Consider the following 22,554-nt stretch of genomic DNA (forward strand, 5'->3'; position numbering starts at 1 on the left):
GCTTGGTCCCGGATTGCGCGGGCAATGCGGGCCCAACATCCTGTTCGGCAGCGGCAGCGGCAGCGGCAGCGGCAGCGGCGGGGGTTAGGGGACCCAGGCGCAGACGAGGTGGGCGGCGCCGTCGGCGGTCACCGGCCCGGCGGCGTCCGGGACCAGGCACGACTCGCCGCGGCGCAGATCGACCTCGCCGGTCGCCGTGAGCAGCCGTACCGAGCCGTCGAGCACCAGCACGATCCGCGGGCCGTCCGGGGCGAGTGCCACCGGCTCGGCCGGATGCACGTCGGCCGTCATGAGCGCGAACTCGGAGACCGGCGCCCGGTAGCTCGTCACCAGGCTCTCCGACCCGGCCACGACCGTGTCCGGTCGCGCTGGTGGGCGCGGGGCGAACGCCGCACACTCGACGAGCGCGTCGGCGTCGACGTGCTTGGTCGTCAGGCCGGCCCGCAGCACGTTGTCGGAGGCAGCCATGATCTCCACGCCCAGACCGGAGAGGTACGCGTGCACCTCGCCGGCGGGGATGAACATCGCCTCGCCCGGCTCCAGCGACACCCGGTTGAGCAGCAACGACGCCACGGCGCCGGGGTCGCCGGGGTGCTCGGCAGCGAGCTGCAGCACGGTTGCGTCCGCGCGGGCCGACGGCGAACCCTCCGCGGCCCGGGCCCGCACCGACGCGACGGTCGCCGCCACGTCCTGCGCGCAGCCGGGAGCGCCGCGCGCGGCGACCAGGAGCTCCAGGGCGGAGCGCAGCCCGGCCGAGGACCGGGTGCCCTCCAGCGCCTCTCGGATCCGGGCGACGAGCCCGCCCTGCAGACCGTCGATCAGCTCGATGACGGCGCGCGGGCTGCGGAACCCGGCCAGGCCCTCGAACGGCGTCAGGGCGACGAGCATCTCCGGCTTGTGCTCGGTGTCGTGGAACGACCGGTGCGCCGCCCCGGCGGGCAGTCCGGCCCGTGCCTCGCGGTGGTAGCCCGCCCGCGCCGCGTGCGGTCGGGGGTGCACCTGCAGCGACAGTGCCCGCCGCGCGGCGAGGACCTTCAGCAGGTAGGGCAGGCGCGGGCCGAAGCGGTCCGTGACCCGGCGTCCCAGCACCTCGACCGGCGTTGCCGCGACCAGGTCGGCCAGGGAGGCGCCGGTGCCCAGGCGCGACGGCGCGGAGGGGTGCGCCCCCAGCCACAGCTCGGCGGCGGGCCGGCCGTCGCGTGGCAGGCCGAGCAGGTTCTGGATGTGCTCGTGGGATCCCCAGTCATAAGGCTGGACAGTGTTCTCGATCAGGTGAGGGGCCGCCAGGTCGACCGCCGTTGTTGGTGAGGTGTTCATCGGCATTTCATCGACTTTCCGCAGGTGGGTGTGATTCACTCGGCGCTCGATCATCGCGCCTCGACCGACCGGAGAATTCGTGCACGCCTTCCATTCCTTGGCCTATCTCGACGTCGAGAAGTCCGGCTCGACCTACGTCTCGCACTTCTTGCGTGATTTCCTGGACGACGACGAGGTGGCGTTCCGCAAGCACGTCGAGCTCGAGGACCGGCCGCCGTCGGGCCGGGTCCACGTCATCTCGGTGCGCGACCCCCTGGACACGTACCTGTCCCTGTACTCCTACGGCTGTCAGGGCAAGGGGGGCCTGTCGGGCACGGTCCGCGAGGCGGGCCTGGGGCACCTGTACGACGGCACCGCGGAGGGGTTCGACCGCTGGCTCGACATCGTGCTCGATCCGGCGTACGCCCCGGCGCTCAACCCTCGCAGCTACCTGCGCTCCGGCGTCGCGCCCCACACGGGGCTGCTGTCCTTCCGTGTCGCCCGGCTGTCGAGCCCGCGGCCGTTGCGCTGGATCCGCCGCGCCACGTCGCCGGAGGACTTCGTGGCCCGGTACCGGCGCAACAGCGTGGTCGACGTGGTGCTGCGCAACGAGTCGCTCACCGAGGACCTGGAGGCGCTGGTGCTGCGCGAGGACCTGGCGTGGCGCCCGTCGCGGCAGGCCGCGCTGGAGGCCCTGCGTGCCCAGCGTCGGCTGAACACGAGCCGGCGGCTCGACGACGCCGGCGGCTTCGAGGTGCCCGCCGACGCCCGCCGGCGGGTGGCCGCCCGCGAGCGGCTGCTCACGGAGGTCTTCGGCTACGAGGACGGTCATCGCAGCTCCACCAGCGAGCCGATCCACGCCAGGTCCTCGGCGTAGCGCTCGGTCAGGGCGGCGGCCCCGGCGGCGTCCAGGAACGACGCCGGGACGTCGCCCGGTGCGGGGTGGCGGCCGAGCGCGTCGGTGACGAACCGGTGGAAGCTCGCGCGCTCGTCCGCCCCCTGCAGCAGGGGCAGCACGTCGAGGGAGAGCTCGGCCATGCGCTGCGTGTAGCGCGTGTTGCTGCGCCGTGACGTCTCGCTGCCGACCTCGATGCCGGGGGCTCCGAGCCGCTCGAGCGCGTCGGTGAGGATCTGACCGACGAGCGGCAGGGTGCCTGTCCGGTCGCGGTCGTAGTCGTAGACGGTGACGTGCTCGGCACCGAAGGTGCGCACGATCTCCTCCACGACCCCGCGCCACGACATCGTCGCCCCGACACGTCCGGCCAGCTCGTCGAACCGGACGACCTTGCCGTGCTTGAGCTGCTGCTGGTAGGCGGACTCGAGGAAGCCGGCGTACCCGCGCACGGTGAACTGCACGTGCCGGGGGACGCCGGCGGTGGCGCGGGCGATCCCGGCGAGGTTCTCCGTGATCCGCGGGTACAGGTCAGCGATGCCGGGAGCGAACGCGGGCCCGGTGTTGGACTCGCAGGAGTAGAACAGCCCGGCCGCCCGGGTGGTGCGCCAGGCGGACTCCAGGAACGTGCGCAGCAGGTCGTCGGCGCCCGGCCGGGCGACGTCGTACCAGCCGTCCAGCGCGGCACGGATCTCGGGCTGCGTGGTGCGGGCGACGACTCCGGCGGCGGTCAGCTCGGCGGTGTGCTCACGGCACCACGACTGCACGGCGGTGGTGCCGGTCTTCTGCGAGCCGAGGTGCAGCACCACCTGTCGGCCGGCCGGCAGGGGACGGCGGGCGGCGACGGCCTGCCGCACGCGCTGGGCGAGGTTCATCGGATCTCCACCAGGTCGCGCAGCCGGGCCAGGTCGGCGAGGTCGCGCTCGGCGAGCTCGGCCTCCCGGGCGGGGGTCAGGGGTTGGGCGGGCGTGCCGCCGTCGTCCACCTGCCGGTCGACGAACTTCTGCAGCGCCCGGCGCTCGTCGTGGGAGCGCAGGTGCGGCAGCGCGGTGAGCGCCACCTCGATCTGGCGCGCGCTCCAGTGCGCCTCACGCACACCGGCGACGTCCGTGAGCGGCAGCGAGCCCGCGCCGTGGGTCAGCGGGGGCAGCGCCGCCTCCAGGACGGAGCGCCCGACGGCGGCGGTCGCGTGCGCGGGGTCGGGTGCGGTGCGCACGGTGGTGGCGTCGTGCACGCTGACCCGGTCGGCACCGACGGCGGCGACGAGCCGCTGGACGAGGGGGACCCAGGACGGGTCCTCGAGCTCTCGCCAGAACGTGTCGAGGTCGGTCAGGTGGCCGTGCCGGACGGCGGCCACCCAGGCGGCGGTCACGACATCGGCGTGCGCGGCCAGGGACAGCTGGACGCTCCACGGGGTGCCGGTGAGTGCTGCCGCGAGCGCGTCGACACCGGCGTCGGCGTGCGGGTACAGGGCGCCCCCGCGGGGCAGGTAGGCGGGTCCGAGGGGTGCGGAGGAGGAGAACAGCACCGGGCCGTCGGCCGTGAGGTGCGTGCGCAGCCGGTCGCGACCCCTGTCCGACCGCCAGTCGAGGCCTGGCACGGCCTCGCGCAGCGCGGACCAGGAGGTCCTGGGGGTGACCCCGTGCGCCGTGAGCGTGCTGCGGTGCTGACCGCACCACGCTCGCACGGCCCGCACCGTGGGCCGGTGCGTGCCGAGGTGGACGGCCACCGGCGGTATCGCCTCGGACATCTGTCGTGCTCCTTCTCGCCAATTGCTGGACGAGGGGAACGGTAGTCCCCTCAGCGCCTCGGAAGTGACATCTTCATGGCGCACGAGCACAATGCGCGACGGAAAAGAGAAAGTGTTCACCATCGGGTCACGGGATGTTCCTCGACAGTTTCCTGGAAATGGCCGACCACGTCTTCTTGGGCTCATAGTGTCGCCGCCATGAACGAATCCGTGCTCGTCGTGGTCCCCGCCCGTGGCGGGTCGGCCGGCGTGCCCCTGAAGAACCTGCAGCGGGTCGGGGGGAGCTCCCTGGTAGCCCGCGCGGTGCGTTCGGCGGCCGCTGCGCCGGCGGTGACCGACGTCGTCGTCTCGACCGACCACGCCGAGATCGCGCGGGAGGCCACCACGCACGGCGCCCGGGTGATCGAGCGTCCCGCCGACCTGGCGGGCGCGACCGCCAGCTCCGAGTCGGCGGTGCTGCACGTCCTCGACGCTCTCGCTGCCGAGGGTGTCCCGGCTCCCGCCGTCACCGTGCTGCTGCAGGCGACCAGCCCGTTCGTGGACCCGGCCGACCTCGACGGCGCGGTGCGCCAGGTGCTCGACGGTCGCCACGACGTCGTCGTCGCCGTCGCGCCGACCCACGACTTCCAGTGGCGCGTGGACGCTGGCGGGCCCGTCCCGGTCGGTCACACCACCGACCACCGGCCTCGCCGCCAGGACCGGGCGCCGCACTACCGCGAGACGGGCGCGTTCTACGTCATGCGCACCGCGGGGCTGCGGGAGCACGGCACGCGGTTCTTCGGGTCCGTCGGCCTGCAGCCGGTCGCCCCGGAGTGGGCCGTGGAGATCGACGACCCCCGCGACCTGTGGCTCGCCCGCACCCTGCAGGACCAGCCCGCCGGCGCCGAACGTCCGGGTTCGACACGGTTCGACGGGCGAAACCGTGCCGAACCCGGACGTTCGGCAGAGGTGGTGGATGTGGATGCGCTTGTCACCGACTTCGACGGCGTGCACACCGACGACGGCGTCTACGTCTCCCAGGACGGGATCGAGCAGGTGCGTGTCCACCGCGGGGACGGCCTCGGGGTCGGGCTCCTGCGCGCCGCCGGCATCCCGCTGCTCATCCTGTCCAAGGAGACCAACCCGGTCGTGACCGCCCGGGCCCGCAAGCTCGGCGTCGACGTCCTGCAGGGCATCGACGACAAGGAGACGGCCCTGCGCGACTGGTGCGCCGCGAACCGGCTCGACCCCGACCGGGTCGCCTACGTCGGCAACGACGTCAACGACCTCCCTGCCCTGCGCGTCGTCGGCTGGCCCGTGGCCGTCGCCGACGCCCACCCCGACGTGCTCGCCGCCGCGCGGGTCGTCACCGAAGCGCGAGGCGGCCACGGTGCCGTCCGCGAGATCTGCGACCGCATCACCACCCATCGGAAGGACCCCGTCATGACCGCCACCTCCACCGCCCCCGCGGCCCAGCACGTCCAGATCGGCGAGCACGCCGTGGGCGCCGGCGAGCCCGTGTACGTGATCGGGGAGATCGGCATCAACCACAACGGTGACGTCGAGATCGCCAAGCAGCTGATCGACGTCGCGGTGGCCGCGGGCTGCCAGGCCGTGAAGTTCCAGAAGCGCACCCCGGAGATCTCCACCCCGAAGGACCAGCGGGACAAGATCCGCCAGACGCCCTGGGGCGAGATGACCTACCTGGAGTACAAGTACAAGGTCGAGTTCGAGCACGAGCAGTACTCCGAGATCGACCAGTACGCCAAGGCGCAGGGCATCCAGTGGTTCGCCTCGCCGTGGGACGTGCCCTCGGTCGGGTTCCTCGAGGAGTTCGGGGTGCCCACGCACAAGATCGCCTCGGCGTCCGTCACCGACCACGAGCTGCTGCGGGCGCTCGCCGACACGGGCAAGCCGCTCATCCTGTCGACCGGCATGTCCACCCTCGAGCAGATCGACGCGGCCGTGGAGATCCTGGGCACCGACGGCCTGGTCGTCCTGCACTCCACCTCGACCTACCCGCTGCCTCCCGAGGAGGCCAACCTGCGCACGATCGAGACGCTGCGCGAGCGGTACGGCGTGCCCGTCGGCTACTCCGGGCACGAGACCGGTCTGCAGATCTCGCTGGCCGCCGTCGCGCTCGGCGCGGTCGCCGTGGAGCGGCACATCACCCTCGACCGCGCGATGTGGGGCTCGGACCACGCGGCGTCGCTCGAGCCGAAGGGCCTGACCAACCTGGTGCGCGACATCCGCATCCTGCAGGACGCGCTGGGCGACGGTGAGAAGCGGGTCATGCCGGGCGAGCTCTCCCCGATGTCGCGCCTGCGCCGCGTCGACGCCTGAGCAGGCCCGAGCAGGCGCCACCACGCCCGACGCACCGCGAAGGACAGGACCGCATGACCGTCACACGACCGCAGGTGTCCGTCGTCGTCCCCGCCCGGGACGCCGGCGGGCACCTGCCCGACGCCCTCGGCAGCCTGCAGCGCCAGGACCTCGACCTGTGCGAGCTGGAGGTGGTCGTCGTCGACGACGGGTCGGCCGACGACACGCTCGCAGTCCTGGAGGAGGCCTCCTCCCGGCTGCCGGCCCTGCGCTGGGTGCACCACCGCACCCCGCAGGGGGTGTCGGCCGCCCGCAACCGGGGCATCCGGGAGTCGCGCGGCCGGTGGGTGACGTTCCTGGACCCGGACGACTGGTACTACCCCGGTCACCTGGCCGCGATGCTCGCCGCCGCCGAGCGGTACGACGTCGACTTCCTCGTGTGCGACCAGGTGCAGGCGTACGGCAACGACCGACGCCGGGTGCGCGCGCCCGAGCCGCGACGGCACGTGCCGCTCGACCCCCGCACCGGGATCCTGCCCACCTCGCGGTCCACGATGGTCAACTACGTGCAGGTCTCCTCCCGGTTCCTCTCGCGCCGGGTGGTCGACGGCGGTCTGGCCGCCTTCGACGAGCAGCTTCCGACGGCGGAGGACCGGGAGTGGGCCTGGCGACTCTTCCTGGGCACCGAGCGGTACGCCGTGGTGGACGCGCCGGGGTACGTGTACCGCCGGGCGGTGCCGGGTTCGCTCACCGACGTCGGGGACGCCCGCCAGCTGGGTTTCCTCGAGGCCTACGACACCGTGCTGGACCGTCTGCGCCGGGACGACCTGCCGCAGTACGAACCGAAGGTGCTGCGCGACGTCCTCGCCGTGCTGCACCACCACGCCGCCCGCCGCAGCGCCTACCCGGCCGACGTCTGGAAGCCCCTGACGGTCCGGGCCCGGCAGGTGCTCGGGCGCTTCGACGAGCGGGTCGTCGCGCAGCAGGTCGCGGCGCTCGGCCCGGAGCGGGTGCGGACCGTCCGCAAGCAGGGGGTGTCGCTGTGAGTCACGTGACGACGCAGGTGGTGACCGCCTCGACGTTGTTCGGCGCCGCCACGGTGGCCGCGGCGTGGGACGCCGGCGTCCTGCCCCGCCGCGACCGCACCGTCCTGGTGGTCCAGCACAACGTGCCGGCCCCCGAGTGCACCGACGACTTCACCGCGGGACCCGCCTTCGCGGCGCTCGCGGACCGGTTCGACGACGTCGTCGCCTGGAACGACGTGGTCACCCCGCACCACCCCAAGGAGTGGAAGCCGCGGCCGGTGGACGCCCCGTTGTGGGAGCTGCTGCTGCGCGAGCGATGGGACCTGGGTGACGGTCCGCTGGAGGTCGTGGGGGAGTCGCTGGCCACCCCGCCGACCGGCGCGCTGGTGGCGATCTTCGCCTCGGCGGCCGTCAGCGTGTACGCGGACGGCCTGATGGTCTACGGCCCGACGCGCTTCGACCTGCGCCACGAGGTCGGCGGGCGGGTGGAGCGGCTGCTGCACCTGGACCTGCTGCCCGGTGTGCGCCCGACGCTGCTCGCCGAGTGGGACGTCCCGGGCGCGGTGGTCCCCGCCGAGTCGTTCCGCAAGGTGGTCGGTGCGCTCACCGAGCAGGCCGTCGCGGCGGACGTCGCCCGCGCGGAGCGGGAGGGGCCGACGAACGGGCACGCCGCCGTCGTGCCGCGCACCCTGGCCGAACGGCTGCCCGACGCCGGCTCGTACGCCCTGCTGCTGGGCCAGTACCTGGCGGCGATCGGCCTCGTCACACAGGACGAGGAGGCGGCGCTGCACCGCCGCATGGTGCAGGCCGCCGCCGACCGCGGGTTCACGCGGGTGCTGCTCAAACCGCACCCGTCGGCACCTCGTCAGGGCACCGCTGAGCTGGTCGAGCACGCGCGCACCCTGGGGGTGGAGCTCGAGGTGGCCCCGGCCGCGGTGCTGGCCGAGTCGCTGTACGGCGAGTCGGCACCGGGACTGGTGGTCTCCTGCTTCTCGACGGCGCTCGCCACGGCTCGCGCCCTGTACGACGTACCGACGCAGAACGTCGGCACCCGGATGCTGCTCGACCGCCTCGAGCCGTACCCGAACTCCAACCGGGTGCCCGCCGTCGTCGTCGACGCGCTCGGGCGGTCGGACGGACGGTGGCAGGATCCTGCAGCCATGCAACGGCTGGTCCGTGCCGTGTCGTACTGCCAGCAGCCGCAGCTGCTGGCCCGCTTCCGGGACGAGACGGCGGGCCTGCTGCGCGAGCTGGACGACGCGAGCCTGCGGTTGTGGTTCCGTCGCAAGCGGCTCACCGCGCTCGGGCTGCCGGGCGGGCTGCCGGTGCCGCGCTGGCGCTCCGCCCGCGTGATCGCCCTGGTCGACGCCGTGGACCGGCGGGTGCTGGGCGGTCGGCTGCGGCGGCTCGTGAAGCGCCGCTACGCCGGGGCGGGAGACGACCTGCGGGCCGCCGTCGGCTCGGTGAAGGGTGAGATGGATGGCTGAGCCCGACGAGACGGGCACGCTGCGTCTCGCGGCAGACCTCCCGCCGGTGTGCGGGGTGACCGTCGTCGCGTGCGTGCGGGACGAGGAGGCCTACCTGGCCGGGGCGGTCCGGTCGGTGCTGGCGCAGGAGCACGACGGCGACCTGCGTCTAGTGCTCGCCGTGGGGCCGTCGCACGACGCCACGGCGTCGATCGCCGCGAGGCTCGCCGCCGAGGACGACCGGATCACGGTCGTGGACAACCCAACGGGTTCGCGGTCGATCGGCCTGAACTTGGCGATCGAGCACGCGGCCGGGGCGCCGGGGTCGGTGGACCACGCCGTCGTGGTGCGTGTGGACGGCCACACGGAGCTGCCGCCCGACTACGTGCGGCGCTGCGTCGAGCTGCTGCGGACCACCGGCGCGGTGGGCGTGGGCGGTGTGATGGCCCCCTTGGGCCGCGGCGCGGTCCAGGAGGCGGCGGCCCGCGCGATGAGCCATCCCGCCGGCATCGGCCCGGTGTCGTTCCACACCGGTGGCCGCGCCGGCCCGGCGGAGACGGTCTACCTCGGGGCGTTCCGTCGCACGGCCGTGCAGGCCGTGGGTGGCTACGACCCCACGCTGTTCCGGGCGGAGGACTGGGACCTGTGCCTGCGGCTGCGACGGGCCGGCGGCCTGCTGTGGTTCGACCCGTCGCTGGTGGTGGAGTACCGCCCGCGTCGGACGCTGCGGGCGGTCGCGAAGCAGTTCTGGCGTACGGGGATGTGGCGTCGCGAGGTCGTCCGACGCGACCCGTCCACGGCCGGTCTGCGCTACCTCGCGCCGCCTGCGCTGGTGCTGGGGCTGGCCATGTCGGCTGTGCTGACGCTGTGCGGGGCGGCGCTGGGCTCGTCGCTCGTGCTCTGCGCAGGCCTGGCCGTGCCCAGCGCCTACGTGCTCGGCGTGCTGGTCGCCGCGGGCCACGCGGCGTCGCGGCGCCCCGCGCTGCGGTGGCGTGCGGCACTGACGCTGCCGGTGCTGCTGGTCGTGATGCACACGTGCTGGGGCGCGGGGTTCGTCCGTGGCCTGACACCGAAGGCCGCAACCGACCACCGCGCCTAACCCCCACCCCGGGGTGCCGAGCAGGAGGTTGGTCCCGCATTCGGGCTTGTCAGCGGGACCAACCTCCTGCTCGGCAACAGGGGCGGAGGGGTTAGCGGGTGAGGCGCGCAGAGAGGGTGGTGGGCAGGGTGGAGCGCGCGGCGGACCAGAGGTGCCGCGGCCATGACCAGGGCACGACGGCGGGACGCGGTTCGAGCGTCCCGGCGCGGGCGCGCTCGGCGAGCTCGCGCACGGCCGCTCCCAGCTCGTCACCGTCGTGCAGGTAGCCGTCCTCGCACCAGGCGGGCTCCGGCCTCGGGCCACCGGCCCGCAGGGTCGCGGCGACCTCGTCGAGCCGGCGCAGACAGCCGGACCCCACGTAGGCCTCGTTGAGCTGCGCGGCGCCCACGCCGAAGTCGGTGAGGAAGACCGTGGGCAGCCCGCGCGCGAGCGACTCGAGCCCGGCCGTCGAGCTGACGGTGAGCAGCGCGGTGCCGGGGGTGAGGTGGTCGGCCATCGGCCCGACGGCGAAGCTCACCGCGTCGGCGGACCGACCGAGCCGCTGGTGCTCGGCGGTCCACAGGGCGTCGAGCGGGTAGGGCTCGTTGTGCGTCTGGCGTTCGCCGGCACGCGCCCGCAGCTTGACGGTGACCTCGAGGCCGTCGTCGGTGAGCCGCGCGAGGTCGTCGAGGAGCCGGACACGGTCGTCGCGGGTCGCAGGCACCTTCGCCTGGGCCGCCAGGACCACGCGGTGCGGGACACCGGGGGCAGGCCGCGGCGAGGTGCCCCACGGCGGCGCCCCGGCCGGGTGAACGGCTGCTGCGTCGAGGAACGGCAGCCGGGACAGCACGATCTGCGGGGCGCTGGCGTGCCGCGCGAACGCCGTGCGGTAGGGGCCGGCCTCACGGCGGCCGTGCACCACGAACGCGTCGGCCCAGCGTCGCCATCCGGTGCCGTGCTGCGTCGCGGGCAGGGCCATGCCGGGCAGCCCGGTGATCAGGGCCGGGCGTCGGCCGGGCCGGGTGGCGCTCAGCACGCGGCGTGCCACGAGCTCGGCCACCGGCCCGGTCGCGGCGACCAGCACCACGTCGGGCGGGTGGGTGCGCACCAGCCGGATCAACGCCCCGGGAGACAGGACCGGAGGGACGGGAAGGCCGGTCCCGGCGACGGCGGCCCTCGCCTGCTGCGGTGTCGGCGCCAGCGGGGACCGGAGGGTCACGAGAGCCGGCTCGACGGCCGGGGCTCCGCCGTCGTCCCGCAGGCGGGCGAGGCTCCATGCCGCCCACTTGAGGTAGGAGTCGGCGTCGGCGACCGCGAGGACCCGCGCGTCGGTCATGCGACGGAGCGGGTACGCCGCTCCGAGCGGCGGGCGGGCTGCCCACCGGGGTGGCGCGCGTCCGCCGACCGTGCGAGGTCCGCGGCGAGGCCGAGATGCTCGCGCAGGGCCGGGGTGGCGCGCGCGGTCCACCAGGAGTCGGGCACGTCCTGCGGCAGCACACCGACCCCGCGCGGGGTGAGCAGCCGGGTGAGAGTCACGGCGGAGGTGGACGGCAGGGACACGACGCGCTGCTCGGGGCCGAGGCGGCGCAGCCGGATCTCCACCGGGGCGCCCGGAGCATCGACCCGGACGCCCGGCAGCCGCTCGAACAGAGCGGTGACGAGCGGGTCGTGGCGGCGGTGCGGGATGTAGCGGACCGGGCCGTCGGCGGCGAGTCCGGTCAGCCAGGCGGCGTACTGGTCGGCGTGCACGAGCCCGTCGGCGACCAGGCCGGAGCCGACCACCACGGTGGGCTCGTCGATCGCCTCGTGCGGGGCCAGGTCGGCCTCGCGGGAGGCGAGCCAGCCGAAGGAGTGCTCCACGACCTCGACGCCGAGAGCGGCCAGCCCGTCGGTGAGGTCCTCGTCGAGGGGGAGCATCGTGCACCACGTCAGGCGCCCGGACCGGGCCAGTCGGCGCAGCCGACGCGTGGTCGCCGCGCCCAGGGCGTACCGCAGAGGGCCCGGGGGGCTGGACAGTCGCACCATCGGCTCGCCGTCGACGAGTCGCCGGGCCACGTCGAGCGTCGCCAGGCCGTCGTCGACGACCACCATCCGGCCGGACGTGTTCCCGCGGGCCAGCGCGGTCTGGAGGACACCCGAGAACGGGTCACCGACCAGGTGGACGGCGTCGCGGCCGAGCGTCCGGCTCGCCGGCCCCGCGGTGACGTCGAGACCGTCGGGCAGCCCGAGGTCGCGGACGGCACCGACGGTGGTGGCGAGCGTGGCGACGTCGGAGCGCGCCACGATCTCGGTGCGCGACCCGGCGGACGGTGTGACGTGCCCCGCGGCGTACGCCTCGACGGCGCACAGCAGCTGTAGCGGGGACTCGACCAGTGCGCTCACGTCCTCAGGGAAGCACGGAGGAGCGACGGTGCGGTGGCCAGCGGGTTGAGCCTGGGTGAACACGCAGGTCGAGCGTGTGACGCCGGGGTGCACCCGCCACTACGATGGAGCGGTGCCCAGAACCTCCGGACGCCGCACGGACACCACGTTCCCGCAGGGAAGTCACGCCGCCGCTACCTGGTCGATCCCGTCGGACTACGGTGGCATGACGTCGGCGCTGCTGCGCCGCTCCCGAACCTTCGTCGAGGAGGCGGGGGTGCCGGTCCAGATCCTGACCTTCTCCGCCACCCTCGACGTCGAGGAGACGCAGGCCAGGCTCCTGGAGCGGGGCGAGCTGGTGCCCGGCGTCACGCTGCGCAACGTCTGGGAGGACATCCGCGCGCTGTCCGACGAGCGGGTCGGGCCCCAGCCCGGCGCCGCCCCGGCGGTCCGGCCGCGAGGTACCCCCGGAGAGCTCGTGCGGGTCGAGGAGGACGACCAGGGCGACTCCCTGCGGGAGCTGCACTTCCGCCGTGACGGCACGCTCGCGGCCGTCGACGAACGGCGGCTCGCCGGACGACAGGTCACGCTGTACACCCGCGACGGGCGCGAGGGGCGCTCGTGGACCTCCGTCTGGGCGGTGTACCGCAAGTGGATCGACCACGTGCTCGCGGACGAGCCCGCGTACCTGATCGTCGACAGCAAGTCGTTGACGAAGTTCTTCGCCTCGCTGCGGCGCCCGAACATCTACACGGCGCAGCTCGTGCACGGCGCCCACCTGACCGCTCGGGCGACCGACCCGCACGGTCCGCTCGCGCGGACCCGGGCGCCGCTCATCGAGCACATCGACGACTTCGACGCGATCGTGTTCCTCACCGAGGGCCAGCGACGCGACGTGCTGGAGCGCGTCGGGCCACGCGAGAACACGTACGTCATCCCCAACAGCACCGAGCTGCCGGCGGGGACCGCGCCGACGCGGCCCGACCGCCTGGCTGGCGCCATGCTTGCGAGTCTCAACGGGCGCAAGCGCGTCCCGCACGCCCTCCGCGGCGTGCAGCGGGCGGCCGCCCGGACCGGCCTCGGCATCACCCTCGACATCTACGGGGACGGCCCCGACCGCGAGAAGCTGGAGAGGGTTGCTGCCAAGATTCCGGGCGCGACGATGCACGGCTTCGTCCGCGGCGCCGCCGACCGGCTCGCCGACGCCTCCTTTCTGGTGCTCACCAGCCGCGCCGAGGGGCTCCCGCTCGTCTTCGCGGAGGCGATGGCGCGGGGTTGCGTCCCGATCGCCTACGACATCCGGTACGGACCGGGGGACATCATCACGGACGGGGTGGACGGGTTCCTCGTCCCCTCGGGTGACATCGACGCTCTGGCCGCCGCGATCGAACGGTTCGTCACGCTTGACGACACCGCCATGGAGGGCATGCGACGTGCCGCGATGGCGACGGCGCAGAAGTACGCCGCCCCGGCCGTCGTGAACCAGTGGGCCGACCTTCTCGCCGACGTCGTCAGGCGCCGTCCGGAGCCTGCCTCCGAGACGCCGGCGACGACGAGCCTGGCTCGCCGTGCGGCCGGTATGCTGCGCCGCGCCCCCCGCTGACCCGAGCCCAGGAGTCCCATGCCCGCCACACCTCGCGGTGCCACGTTCCGTCGACGGATCAGGTCCCTCGGCGGACGGCTGATCCGCCGGCTCGGCCTGCTTCCCGCCGGTACCCCGGACAGTCGCGGCGAGGACGCGGCGCTGCTCGGCAGGTCCTGGCCGTACGAGGTGCTCGTCTACTTCGCCGACACCCCTGAGGCCCTGTACCAGCTCGAACAGTGGTACGAGACGCTGAGAGCGCTCGACGAGACGCATCCCGTCGTCGTCGTGACCCGCGACTCGCGGACCGCTGCGGCGGTGCGCCGCGACTCCGGGCTGGCCGTCCGCACGGTGGCGCACTACACGACGCTCGACGACGTCCTGAAACGCTCGACGACCAAGCTGGCGCTCTACGTGAACCACAACCCTGAGAACTTCACCTGCCTGCGGTTCGGCAGCCTGGTGCACGCCTCGCTGATGCACGGCGACAGCGACAAGGTCGTGACGGTGTCGAACCAGACCAAGGCCTACGACTTCTCGTTCGTCGCGGGGCAGGCAGCCGTCGAGCGGATGGCGCGCTTCAGCACGCTGTACGACGCCCGCGCGCGCTGCGTGCCGGTCGGTCGCCCGCAGCTCGACGGGCAGCTGCGGCTGCGGGCCGAGACGCAGCGCGGCACGGTACCGACCGTCCTCTACGCGCCGACGTGGGAGGGCGGCCAGCCGTCCGCCGAGTACGGGTCGGTGGCCACCCACGGGCTGCGGCTCGTCCGCACCCTCGTCGAGTCGGGACGCTACCGCGTGGTGTACCGCCCGCACCCGCTGACCGGGGTGCGCGACGCCGCGTACGGCGACGCCGACGCGGCGATCCGGGAGTATCTGGACGGGGCGCCCGCTCCGGCGTCGGGCAGCCCCCACGCGACCGACACCCACCGCGACGTCGGTCCGGCGTTCGCGGCCGCAGACCTGCTCGTGTGCGACGTCTCCGGCGTCGCGATGGACTGGCTCGCGACGGGGGCGCCGATCGTCGTCACCCGGCCCGCCGGCGAGGCGGTGATCGCCACGAGCCCGCTGCTCGAGCTGGCGCCCGCGCTGTCCGTCGAGGCACTCGGGCAGCTTCTTGAGATCGTCGACCGGGAACTGCACGACGACACGACGCGCGAGGAGCGTCTGCGGTTGCGCGAGCACTACCTCGGCGACACGTCCCCGGGGGCGGCGACGAGCCGTTTCGTCGCCGCGTGCGAGGAACTCATGGCCGTCCGGGACCGCGAGGTCGCCCGCATCGAGCGCGAGCTCAGTCGCTGAGGAGCAGGGCGTCTCGGCGGTCCGTGCACCCGACGACGAAGTCCAGGAAGCGGCGGCTGCTCTCACCCCGGGCGAAGCCGAAGTAGTGGTCGCGCATCCGGGCCCGATCCCCGCGCAGCGGGTCGTTGGCGAGGTTCGCCGCCAGGAGCCTCGCCAGGTCCCCGGCCGTTCCGCCGTCGATGATGTCCACGGCGGCGGCGAGCGGCGCCTCGGCGAGCAGCCGCTCGCGGTCCGTGCGTCGGTCGGTGAGCACGATCGGTGCCTCGGGCCGGAGGTACAGGAAGTCGAGACCGACCGACGAGATGTCGGTGACAAGCAGGTCGACGTCGTCGAACAGGCCGAGGATGTTCTCCTCGAAGGGCATGGCGTGGCCGGCCACAGGGCCCTGCTCCGCGAGGAGCCGCTTGATTGCGGCGTGGGCGGCCGCCACGGGCCTGTCGTCGGTCGTGAACACCCGGGGGTGCGGCTTGTAGACGACGCGGACGTCGTCGCGTGCCACGAGAGCCCGGACGATCTCCACCCCGTAGCGGTCGAGGGACGTGTAGTTGTTGGCCTCGTCCTCCCCGGACCACGTCGGCGCGTAGAGCACGGTGCGCCGCCCGTCGACGGGGGAGAGGAGCGGAGCGACCTCCAGGTCCAGCTGGGGCCGCCCGCACACCACGAGGTTGTCGTGGTCGAAATTGATCAGGGCGCGACGGTGCCGCTCGACGGCGGCCTGGCCGGCCACGACGACGTGGTCGTAGGCCTTCGCCTGATTGGAGACCATCGAGATCTTGTCGGACTCGCCGTGGTTGACATGCACGTGCAGCGCCCGTTGGTAGATGAGCGACTGGAAGTTCCGCATGCCGTTGTTGACGTAGATGATCGTCTTGGTGTCGACCTGGTCGTAGATGCGACGCAGCCCGTCGAGCTTGCGCGTGAAGAGCACCGGGAGGCTGGTGGAGGCGCGCAGCATCGTCGTCGTCGCCCAGTTCCGGGTCACGATCGCCAGCGGGCGGTGCTGCGCGACCTGCTCGAGGACCGGAAGCCACTGCTGGATCTGGTAGCCGAGCTCGGGCGGGTCGGCGAAGTAGGCCACCACGGGGTAGCGGGGCAGCTCCTCGAGCTCAGGGTCGAAGAGCGGCGGCTCGCCGACCACCGACTGCCGGACGAGGCGGTTGGCCACGTTCCCCACCCGGAGCAGGAACTGGCCGACACGGGCGCGGCCGCGATCGGTGATCGAACGACGCGGCAAGCTGACGTGGGACATCCTTACCTTCCTGAGTGGGCAGAGGCCGGCGGCACGCCGAGTATTTCACGTTCGGGCAGGTCACCGTGTCCGCTGGCCACGGTAGGATCGACGGGCCGGAAGGCACTCTGCCGTACTCCAGAAGACAGGTATGCAAAGTCCGTGACCACCGACTCCACCACGAGCGCCACCTCGGGTGACCGCGGGACCCCAGGCCGCGGCGCCGAACGGCCGCCCCTGCCGGAACCACCGCCACCGATCGTTCCCGGTACCACTGCCGCGGAGCGTCGCGCTCTGGCCGAGCAGCACGGCCTGACAAAGATGGGCGTCCGACCGCCGTTGTGGTCGTACGTCAAGGACGTCGCGTCCCGATGGGCCTTCATCCGAGTGCTCGGCACGGCGACCGCGTACGCCAAGAACCAGAACACCTACCTCGGGCAGCTCTGGGCGATCCTCAACCCGGTGCTGAACGCTGCGGTCTACGTGATCATCTTCGGGCTGATCCTCCGGACGAGCCGTGGGGTCGAGAACACGATCGCGTTCATCGTGATCGGTGTCTTCCTGTTCCGGTTCGTCGAGCAGTCCGTCAACGGCGGGGCGCAGTCGATCAACAAGCGGACGAACCTGATCCGTTCGCTGCACTTCCCCCGCGCGGTGCTGCCGATCTCCAACGTCGTGTCGCACCTCGCGACGCTCCTGCCCGCGCTGGTCGTGATGGGGCTCATCGTGCTCGCCTCGGGCCTGCTGGCGGACTACGACCCCGTGTACATCACCTGGCAGTGGCTGCTCCTCCTCCCGGCGGTCGCGCTGATGTGGGTCTTCAACATGGGGCTGGCCTTCATCATGGCGCGCGCCGTGGCCATCACGCCCGACCTGGACAACATCATCTCGTTCGTCCTGCGCTTCGCGATGTACGGCTCGGGCGTGATCTTCCCGCTGGCGCACTACGTCGGCAGGCTGCCGGAGTCCGTGCAGGTCTGGCTGGAGCCGGTGCTCACCTACCAGCCGATCGCCGTCTACCTCTATCTGGGGCGTTCGTCGCTGATGGAGGAGGATGCGTTCGTCCAGGATCCGGTCATGTGGATCCTCGGTGTCGTGTGGGCGATCTTCTTCTTCGTGGTGGGCTTCATCATCTTCTGGCGTGGCGAAGAGAGGTACGGACGTGACTGACGACGTGAGCGAGGCCGACGCCGACCTCGACTTCGACATGGAGCTCGAGGACGACGACGCCGGCGAGCACGCCGAGAACATCCCGCTGGGTACTCCCTGTCTCGTCGTGGACGACCTGCACATCGTCTTCCGCGTGTTCGGTGGCAAGCAGCACGCACGTGCGAAGCGTTCGGGAGCGCCGGTCAAGGATCCCGCTCCGGTCAAGCGCAGCGTCGTCAAGCGCCTGCTCGGTGCCGGGCGACAGCACGTCGGGGCGGTGAGCGAGGTCCACGCCGTGCGCGGGGTGTCCTTCACCGCACGGCACGGCGAGTCCATCGGGATCGTCGGCGTCAACGGGTCCGGCAAGTCGACGCTGCTGCGTGCGATCACCGGCCTGATCCCGCCGCACTCCGGGTCGGTCTACGTCGACGGCGAGCCCGCCCTGCTCGGCGTGAACGCGGCGCTCATGCCGCAGATGACCGGTAGCAAGAACATCGAGATCGGCGGCCTCGCACTGGGCATGACGCCGAAGCAGGTGGACGAGAAGTTCGACGAGGTCGTGGAGTTCGCCGACATCGGCAGCTTCGTCGACCTGCCGATGAAGACGTACTCCTCCGGCATGGCGGCCCGCCTGCGGTTCGCGATCAGCTCGGCCGCGATCCCGGACATCCTCATGGTGGACGAGGCGCTGGCCACGGGCGACGCCGCGTTCAAGGCACGCTCCAAGGCGCGGATCGAGGAGGTCCGCCAGCAGGCGGGGACCGTGTTCCTGGTGAGCCACTCGATCTCCACGATCGAGGCGATGTGCACGCGTGTGCTGTGGATGCACCGGGGCAAGGTCGTCATGGACGGCCCCGTCGAGGAGGTCACCGCGGCCTACCGTCAGTTCGTCCGGGCGCACCGCCAGGCCCGGTCAGGCGGCCGCGCGGGCGGCAGGCGGCGCAAGCGCAACGAGAAGGACTGAGGACGGCGCCGGTCGCTCAGAGGATCGCGCGCACCTGCGCCACGGCGTCCTCGACGGACGTCACCGACGTGTCGACGACCAGGTCGGCGTCGTCCGGCTCCTCGTACGGCGAGGAGATCCCGGTGAACTCGGGGATCTCCCCGGCACGCGCCTTGGCGTAGAGCCCCTTGCGGTCGCGGGCCTCGCACACCTCCAGCGGCGTCGAGACGTGCACCAGCACGAAGCGTCCGGCGGCCTCGGCGTGCTCGCGCACGCGGGCGCGGCCGCTGGCGAACGGCGCGATCGGCGCCGCGACGGCGATCCCGCCGTGGTACGCGACGAGGGAGGCCACGTAGCCGATCCGTTCGACGTTCAGCTCGCGCGAGGCCTTGTCGAACCCGAGCCCCTTGGACAGGTGCTGCCGCACTTCATCGCCGTCGAGCAGCGTGGTGTGGAGGCCTTCGTCGTCGAGCTCGGCGGCCAGGGCGCGCGCGACGGTGGACTTGCCCGAGCCGGACAGGCCGGTGAAGAACACGACCGTGCCCTCCTGCCGGGCGCCGTGCGCGGCACGGCTCACCTCGCGCGCCACCGGTCCGGGGTACAGCGCGGCGACCTCGTCGTCCCACAGCGTCGCGAGGCGGGCCAGGCGCTCGCGCGTCGCCGGCGTCCGGCGGTCGGCGAGCCGGACGATCCGGTCCGCGCCGTAGCGCGCCGCGACGTCCTCCCAGGCGAGCCCGGCGTCGGGCGCCCACGGGACGACGGCGGCGATCACGCGTGGCGCGCCGCCGTCGAGCACGGCGTCGCGCACCACGGTGGCGGCGCGGGCGAGCCCAGGGCCGCCGAGCGTGCCGGGCGCCGGAGGGCGACGGGCGGCCGGTGCGAGCACGAGGACCGTCGCGGCGCCGGCGGTGACGTCGCCCAGGGCGGCCAGCTCGTCGAGGGTGGGTGGTTCGTCGACGACGAGTGCGAGGACGTCGGCGTCCGGGCCGACGGCGCGGCGTACCGCGTCGTGGACGTCGTGGGCCGTGCGACGCAGCGTGGGGTCCCAGTGCGGGCCGGCGGCACCGGCCAAGGGCTTGACGCCGGTCGCCGTCCCGGTGGCGTCCCGGACGGCGAGCGGGGTGTTCTCCGCGTCGGTCAGGGTGACGGGGCCGTCCGGCAGACCCGGGAGGTCCATCGTCGCGGTGCCACCGCCGAGGTGGAGCTCGAGCAGGTCGAGCTCGTCGGGGGTGAGGACGTGAGTGGAGGTCGGCAGGTTCATGGGTTCTCGGTGCTGTCCTTCGTGACGGTGACCGCCGCGGCGGGCGGCGGGGGCGGGCGCTTCCTGAGCTGCTCGCGCACGACCACCCAGGCGAGGTTGCCGAGCACGAGGGCCGCGACGGCGGCAGCGGCGACGACCGCGACCGGCGCCCCGAGCAGCTTGAGACCAGAGGCGAGGAGCAGGATCGCCAGCGCGCGGCGGATGAGCCCGCCGGGAGCGCGGCTGGAGACCTGGGCGCCGAACCAGGCGCCGGGGATCGCGCCGAGCAGCAGGGACGTGGTGAGGTCGAGGGAGAACTCGCCGTAGAGCAGGTGGCCGAGGGAGGCAGCGGCCACCAGAGGGACGGCCTGCACGAGGTCCGTGCCGACCAGGTTCGACGCCTTGAGCGCGGGGTAGAGCATCAGCAGCGCGACGATGATGATGGAGCCCGAGCCCACCGACGTCATCCCGACCAGGAGGCCGGCGACGGCACCGAGAAGCACTGTGGGCGCCTTGCGCACCACGACCTCGGCGTTCGAGGGGCGCGCCGGCCCCTCGCCGAGCGCCCGACGATGCTGCACCATGCCGAGCGTGGCGCGGACGACGAGCATGGTCGCCGCGAGCAGCAGGGCGACGCCGAGGACGACCTGCAGCGCCTCGTCGAGGGAGTCGCCGAAGGGCAGCGCCCGGATGAGGAACACCCCGCAGAACGCGGCCGGCACCGAACCGACGCACAGCCACAGGACGAGCTGGAGGTTGACCGTCCTGCGGCGCAGGTGGACGATCGCCCCGGCGGGCTTCATGAAGAGGCTCGCGACGATGTCGCTGGAGACGGCGACGAGCGGGTCGATGCGGAAGACGAAGATCAGCATCGGTGTCATGAGCGCGCCGCCGCCCATCCCTGTCAGGCCGACGATGAAGCCGACGAGCAGACCTCCGACGATCAGACCGGGATCGATGTCGATCATGCCTGGTCGCCGCCACCGTCCCGCGCCGTGCGGGCGCGCGGACAGCCCGAGAGGACCACGCGGCGCGTGCGTCTCGGCCGTCGGGTGCTCCAGGTGGCAGGCATGGTGGGAATGGTAGCCTCAGCGGCGTCCCAGGGCCGCGGTGCGCCATCTCCCGAGACGTCAAGGAGCTCGATGTCCACGACCACCCCGGTCTACCCCGAACCGGTGCTCGACGACGCCATACTCGCTGCCGCGCTGGCCGAGGGCGCGGGGGCCGTGCTGCTCGCCCTGCGCGCCGAGGTCGACGCCGCCGGTGGCACCTTCGACCCGCGCCGGCTCAAGGACGCGGGCGACGCTGCCGCCCAGTCGTGGCTGGCCGCGGCGCTCGCGCACGCACGGCCCGGCGACGCCGTCCTGTCGGAGGAGGCCAAGGACGACGCCGCGCGGACGGGTGCCGACCGTGTCTGGATCATCGACCCGCTGGACGGCACCCGAGAGTTCGCCGAGCGCCTGACCGACGGCGCGGAGGGTCCGGGGGAGTGGCGCGACGACTTCGCCGTCCACGTCGCCCTGTGGGTCCGTGGGGCCGACGGCGGCACGGTCGGCCCCGGTGGGCTGGCTGCTGGCGCCGTGGCCCTGCCCGCCCGCGACGTCGTGCACGCGACCGGTGCGCCGTCGGCGGCCGCGGAGCGAGAGGCTGACGCCCGCGCCGTGCTGGCGGGGGAGCGGCCGCTGCGCATCGCCGCGAGCCGTAGCCGCCCTCCGGCGTTCGTCGCCGAGCTCGCCGAGCGCGACGACGTCGAGCTGGTGCCCATGGGCTCGGCGGGGGTGAAGGTGGTCTCCGCCGTGGACGGTAGTGTCGATGCCTACGTGCACGGCGGTGGCCAGTACGAGTGGGACTCCGCGGCGCCGGTCGCGGTAGCGCTCGCCGCCGGGTACGACTGCACGAGGCTCGACGGGACCCCGCTCGAGTACAACCGCCAGGACCCCTGGCTCCCCGATCTGTTCGTCTGCCACCCGGCCCTGGCCGCGCACCTGCGTGCGGCGCTCCAGCAGGTCGGCGTGGCGATCAAGGAAGGTGCCCAGTCGTGACGTCTCACGTCCTGAGCCAGCTCCGCAGCCTCGAGGCGGAGAGCATCCACATCATCCGTGAGGTGGTCGCCGAGATGCAGCGGCCCGTGCTGCTGTTCTCCGGCGGCAAGGACTCGATCGTCATGCTGCACCTGGCGGCCAAGGCCTTCGCCCCCGCGCGCATCCCGTTCCCGATCATGCACGTCGACACCGGGCTGAACTTCCAGACCGTGCTGGACTGCCGTGACCGGTGGGTCGAGCGGCTCGGCGTCCAGCTCGTCGTCGCCTCCGTGCAGGACGCGATCGACCGCGGCCTGGTGAAGGAGGAGCCGAACGGCTCCCGGAACCGGATCCAGACGCCGGTGCTGCTGGAGGCCGTGGAGAAGCACGGCTTCGACGCGGCGTTCGGTGGCGGCCGCCGCGACGAGGAGAAGGCACGGGCCAAGGAGCGCGTCTTCTCGTTCCGTGACGACTTCGGTCAGTGGGACCCCAAGAACCAGCGCCCGGAGATCTGGAGCCTGTACAACGGCCGGGTCCACCAGGGCGAGTCGATCCGTGTCTTCCCGCTGTCCAACTGGACCGAGCTGGACATCTGGTCCTACATCGCCGCGGAGGACATCGACATCCCGGACCTGTACCTCGCCCGGGAGCGGGAGGTCGTGGACCGCGGCGGCATGCTGTTCGCCGTCAACGAGTTCACGCCGCTCAAGGAAGGCGAGACGTCAGAGCGTCGCTCGGTGCGCTACCGCACGGTCGGCGACGCCAACCTGACGGCCGCCGTCGAGTCCGACGCCTCGACCTTGACCGCCATCGTCGAGGAGACCGCGGCGGTGCGCATCACCGAGCGCGGCGCCACGCGTGGCGACGACAAGGTGAGCGAGGCCGCCATGGAGGACCGCAAGCGAGAGGGCTACTTCTAA

Annotated in this window: 19 protein-coding genes and 1 pseudogene; 12 read left to right on the top strand and 8 right to left on the bottom strand. The window is 73.0% G+C overall.

The window, feature by feature from the left end; genetic code table 11:
• Positions 1 to 84 precede the first annotated feature (84 nt).
• Positions 85 to 1,317: a mannose-6-phosphate isomerase, class I gene (gene manA, locus PZC42_RS07780; RefSeq protein WP_277209707.1), complete on the bottom strand. Its 1,233-nt coding sequence runs from the start codon at positions 1,315 to 1,317 to the stop codon at positions 85 to 87.
• A gap of 79 nt (positions 1,318 to 1,396) precedes the next feature.
• Here manA and PZC42_RS07785 point away from each other — a divergent pair, with 79 nt between their 5' ends.
• Positions 1,397 to 2,173: a hypothetical protein gene (locus tag PZC42_RS07785; RefSeq protein ID WP_277209709.1), complete on the top strand. Its 777-nt coding sequence runs from the start codon at positions 1,397 to 1,399 to the stop codon at positions 2,171 to 2,173.
• Here the strand turns inward: PZC42_RS07785 and PZC42_RS07790 are convergent.
• Positions 2,125 to 3,063 carry a hypothetical protein gene (locus tag PZC42_RS07790; RefSeq protein ID WP_277209711.1) on the bottom strand — a complete coding sequence of 313 codons (939 nt, stop codon included), beginning with the start codon at positions 3,061 to 3,063 and terminating at the stop codon, positions 2,125 to 2,127. The genes PZC42_RS07785 and PZC42_RS07790 overlap by 49 nt on opposite strands.
• Complete coding sequence (locus tag PZC42_RS07795) at positions 3,060 to 3,938, bottom strand: hypothetical protein (protein WP_277209713.1); 879 nt, start codon at positions 3,936 to 3,938, stop codon at positions 3,060 to 3,062. The genes PZC42_RS07790 and PZC42_RS07795 overlap by 4 nt, the downstream gene beginning before the upstream one ends.
• A gap of 198 nt (positions 3,939 to 4,136) precedes the next feature.
• Between PZC42_RS07795 and PZC42_RS07800 the strand changes: the two are divergent.
• The 5 genes and pseudogenes from PZC42_RS07800 to PZC42_RS07820 form a co-directional block, all read left to right on the top strand.
• A pseudogene (locus tag PZC42_RS07800) lies at positions 4,137 to 5,297 on the top strand (cytidylyltransferase domain-containing protein); the annotation flags it as partial.
• Positions 5,298 to 5,360: 63 nt separating this feature from the next.
• Positions 5,361 to 6,260: an N-acetylneuraminate synthase family protein gene (locus PZC42_RS07805; protein ID WP_277209997.1), complete on the top strand. Its 900-nt coding sequence runs from the start codon at positions 5,361 to 5,363 to the stop codon at positions 6,258 to 6,260.
• Positions 6,261 to 6,313: 53 nt separating this feature from the next.
• Entirely contained in the window at positions 6,314 to 7,285 is a 972-nt protein-coding gene (locus PZC42_RS07810; RefSeq protein ID WP_277209715.1) for a glycosyltransferase family 2 protein, read from the top strand.
• The gene (locus PZC42_RS07815) at positions 7,282 to 8,751 is read left to right on the top strand and encodes a polysialyltransferase family glycosyltransferase (RefSeq protein ID WP_277209717.1); all 1,470 of its coding nucleotides are present in this window, start codon (positions 7,282 to 7,284) and stop codon (positions 8,749 to 8,751) included. The genes PZC42_RS07810 and PZC42_RS07815 overlap by 4 nt, the downstream gene beginning before the upstream one ends.
• Positions 8,744 to 9,829: a glycosyltransferase family 2 protein gene (locus tag PZC42_RS07820; RefSeq protein WP_277209719.1), complete on the top strand. Its 1,086-nt coding sequence runs from the start codon at positions 8,744 to 8,746 to the stop codon at positions 9,827 to 9,829. The genes PZC42_RS07815 and PZC42_RS07820 overlap by 8 nt, the downstream gene beginning before the upstream one ends.
• Before the next feature lie 91 nt (positions 9,830 to 9,920).
• Here PZC42_RS07820 and PZC42_RS07825 read toward each other — a convergent pair whose 3' ends face one another.
• Positions 9,921 to 11,144 carry a DUF6716 putative glycosyltransferase gene (locus PZC42_RS07825; protein ID WP_277209721.1) on the bottom strand — a complete coding sequence of 408 codons (1,224 nt, stop codon included), beginning with the start codon at positions 11,142 to 11,144 and terminating at the stop codon, positions 9,921 to 9,923.
• Entirely contained in the window at positions 11,141 to 12,190 is a 1,050-nt protein-coding gene (locus PZC42_RS07830) for a hypothetical protein (RefSeq protein ID WP_277209723.1), read from the bottom strand. The genes PZC42_RS07825 and PZC42_RS07830 overlap by 4 nt, the downstream gene beginning before the upstream one ends.
• A gap of 112 nt (positions 12,191 to 12,302) precedes the next feature.
• Here PZC42_RS07830 and PZC42_RS22515 point away from each other — a divergent pair, with 112 nt between their 5' ends.
• Positions 12,303 to 13,772 (top strand): glycosyltransferase, encoded by a 1,470-nt coding sequence (locus tag PZC42_RS22515; RefSeq protein ID WP_277209725.1) that lies wholly within the window; start codon positions 12,303 to 12,305, stop codon positions 13,770 to 13,772.
• An 18-nt stretch (positions 13,773 to 13,790) separates the two neighbouring features.
• Complete coding sequence (locus tag PZC42_RS07840) at positions 13,791 to 15,053, top strand: CDP-glycerol glycerophosphotransferase family protein (protein ID WP_277209727.1); 1,263 nt, start codon at positions 13,791 to 13,793, stop codon at positions 15,051 to 15,053.
• Here the strand turns inward: PZC42_RS07840 and PZC42_RS07845 are convergent.
• Positions 15,043 to 16,302 carry a CDP-glycerol glycerophosphotransferase family protein gene (locus tag PZC42_RS07845; RefSeq protein ID WP_277209729.1) on the bottom strand — a complete coding sequence of 420 codons (1,260 nt, stop codon included), beginning with the start codon at positions 16,300 to 16,302 and terminating at the stop codon, positions 15,043 to 15,045. The genes PZC42_RS07840 and PZC42_RS07845 overlap by 11 nt on opposite strands.
• Before the next feature lie 141 nt (positions 16,303 to 16,443).
• Between PZC42_RS07845 and PZC42_RS07850 the strand changes: the two genes are divergently transcribed.
• Entirely contained in the window at positions 16,444 to 17,451 is a 1,008-nt protein-coding gene (locus tag PZC42_RS07850) for an ABC transporter permease (protein ID WP_277209731.1), read from the top strand.
• Entirely contained in the window at positions 17,444 to 18,394 is a 951-nt protein-coding gene (locus tag PZC42_RS07855) for an ABC transporter ATP-binding protein (protein ID WP_308199830.1), read from the top strand. The genes PZC42_RS07850 and PZC42_RS07855 overlap by 8 nt, the downstream gene beginning before the upstream one ends.
• 16 nt (positions 18,395 to 18,410) lie before the next feature.
• Here PZC42_RS07855 and cysC read toward each other — a convergent pair whose 3' ends face one another.
• Both cysC and PZC42_RS07865 read right to left on the bottom strand, forming a co-directional pair.
• Complete coding sequence (cysC, locus tag PZC42_RS07860) at positions 18,411 to 19,634, bottom strand: adenylyl-sulfate kinase (RefSeq protein WP_277209733.1); 1,224 nt, start codon at positions 19,632 to 19,634, stop codon at positions 18,411 to 18,413.
• Positions 19,631 to 20,581, bottom strand: a complete 951-nt coding sequence (locus tag PZC42_RS07865; protein ID WP_277209735.1) for a sulfite exporter TauE/SafE family protein — start codon at positions 20,579 to 20,581, stop codon at positions 19,631 to 19,633. Before PZC42_RS07865 ends, cysC begins: the two co-directional genes overlap by 4 nt.
• Before the next feature lie 174 nt (positions 20,582 to 20,755).
• Between PZC42_RS07865 and PZC42_RS07870 the strand changes: the two genes are divergently transcribed.
• Both PZC42_RS07870 and cysD read left to right on the top strand, forming a co-directional pair.
• The gene (locus PZC42_RS07870; protein ID WP_277209737.1) at positions 20,756 to 21,655 is read left to right on the top strand and encodes an inositol monophosphatase family protein; all 900 of its coding nucleotides are present in this window, start codon (positions 20,756 to 20,758) and stop codon (positions 21,653 to 21,655) included.
• Positions 21,652 to 22,554 carry a sulfate adenylyltransferase subunit CysD gene (cysD, locus tag PZC42_RS07875; protein ID WP_277209739.1) on the top strand — a complete coding sequence of 301 codons (903 nt, stop codon included), beginning with the start codon at positions 21,652 to 21,654 and terminating at the stop codon, positions 22,552 to 22,554. The genes PZC42_RS07870 and cysD overlap by 4 nt, the downstream gene beginning before the upstream one ends.

The sequence above is a fragment of the Isoptericola croceus genome (genome assembly GCF_029382255.1).
In the GTDB taxonomy this organism is placed as follows: domain Bacteria; phylum Actinomycetota; class Actinomycetes; order Actinomycetales; family Cellulomonadaceae; genus Isoptericola; species Isoptericola croceus.

Coding starts and splice junctions, on each gene's coding strand:
- PZC42_RS07820 (WP_277209719.1), top strand. CDS start 8,744: ATGGCTGAGCCCGACGAGACGGGCACGCTGCGTCTCGCGGCAGACCTC.
- PZC42_RS07870 (WP_277209737.1), top strand. CDS start 20,756: ATGTCCACGACCACCCCGGTCTACCCCGAACCGGTGCTCGACGACGCC.
- PZC42_RS07825 (WP_277209721.1), bottom strand. CDS start 11,144: ATGACCGACGCGCGGGTCCTCGCGGTCGCCGACGCCGACTCCTACCTC.
- PZC42_RS07865 (WP_277209735.1), bottom strand. CDS start 20,581: ATGATCGACATCGATCCCGGTCTGATCGTCGGAGGTCTGCTCGTCGGC.
- PZC42_RS07845 (WP_277209729.1), bottom strand. CDS start 16,302: ATGTCCCACGTCAGCTTGCCGCGTCGTTCGATCACCGATCGCGGCCGC.
- PZC42_RS07790 (WP_277209711.1), bottom strand. CDS start 3,063: ATGAACCTCGCCCAGCGCGTGCGGCAGGCCGTCGCCGCCCGCCGTCCC.
- PZC42_RS07805 (WP_277209997.1), top strand. CDS start 5,361: ATGACCGCCACCTCCACCGCCCCCGCGGCCCAGCACGTCCAGATCGGC.
- PZC42_RS07810 (WP_277209715.1), top strand. CDS start 6,314: ATGACCGTCACACGACCGCAGGTGTCCGTCGTCGTCCCCGCCCGGGAC.
- manA (WP_277209707.1), bottom strand. CDS start 1,317: ATGAACACCTCACCAACAACGGCGGTCGACCTGGCGGCCCCTCACCTG.
- cysC (WP_277209733.1), bottom strand. CDS start 19,634: ATGAACCTGCCGACCTCCACTCACGTCCTCACCCCCGACGAGCTCGAC.
- PZC42_RS07795 (WP_277209713.1), bottom strand. CDS start 3,938: ATGTCCGAGGCGATACCGCCGGTGGCCGTCCACCTCGGCACGCACCGG.
- PZC42_RS07840 (WP_277209727.1), top strand. CDS start 13,791: ATGCCCGCCACACCTCGCGGTGCCACGTTCCGTCGACGGATCAGGTCC.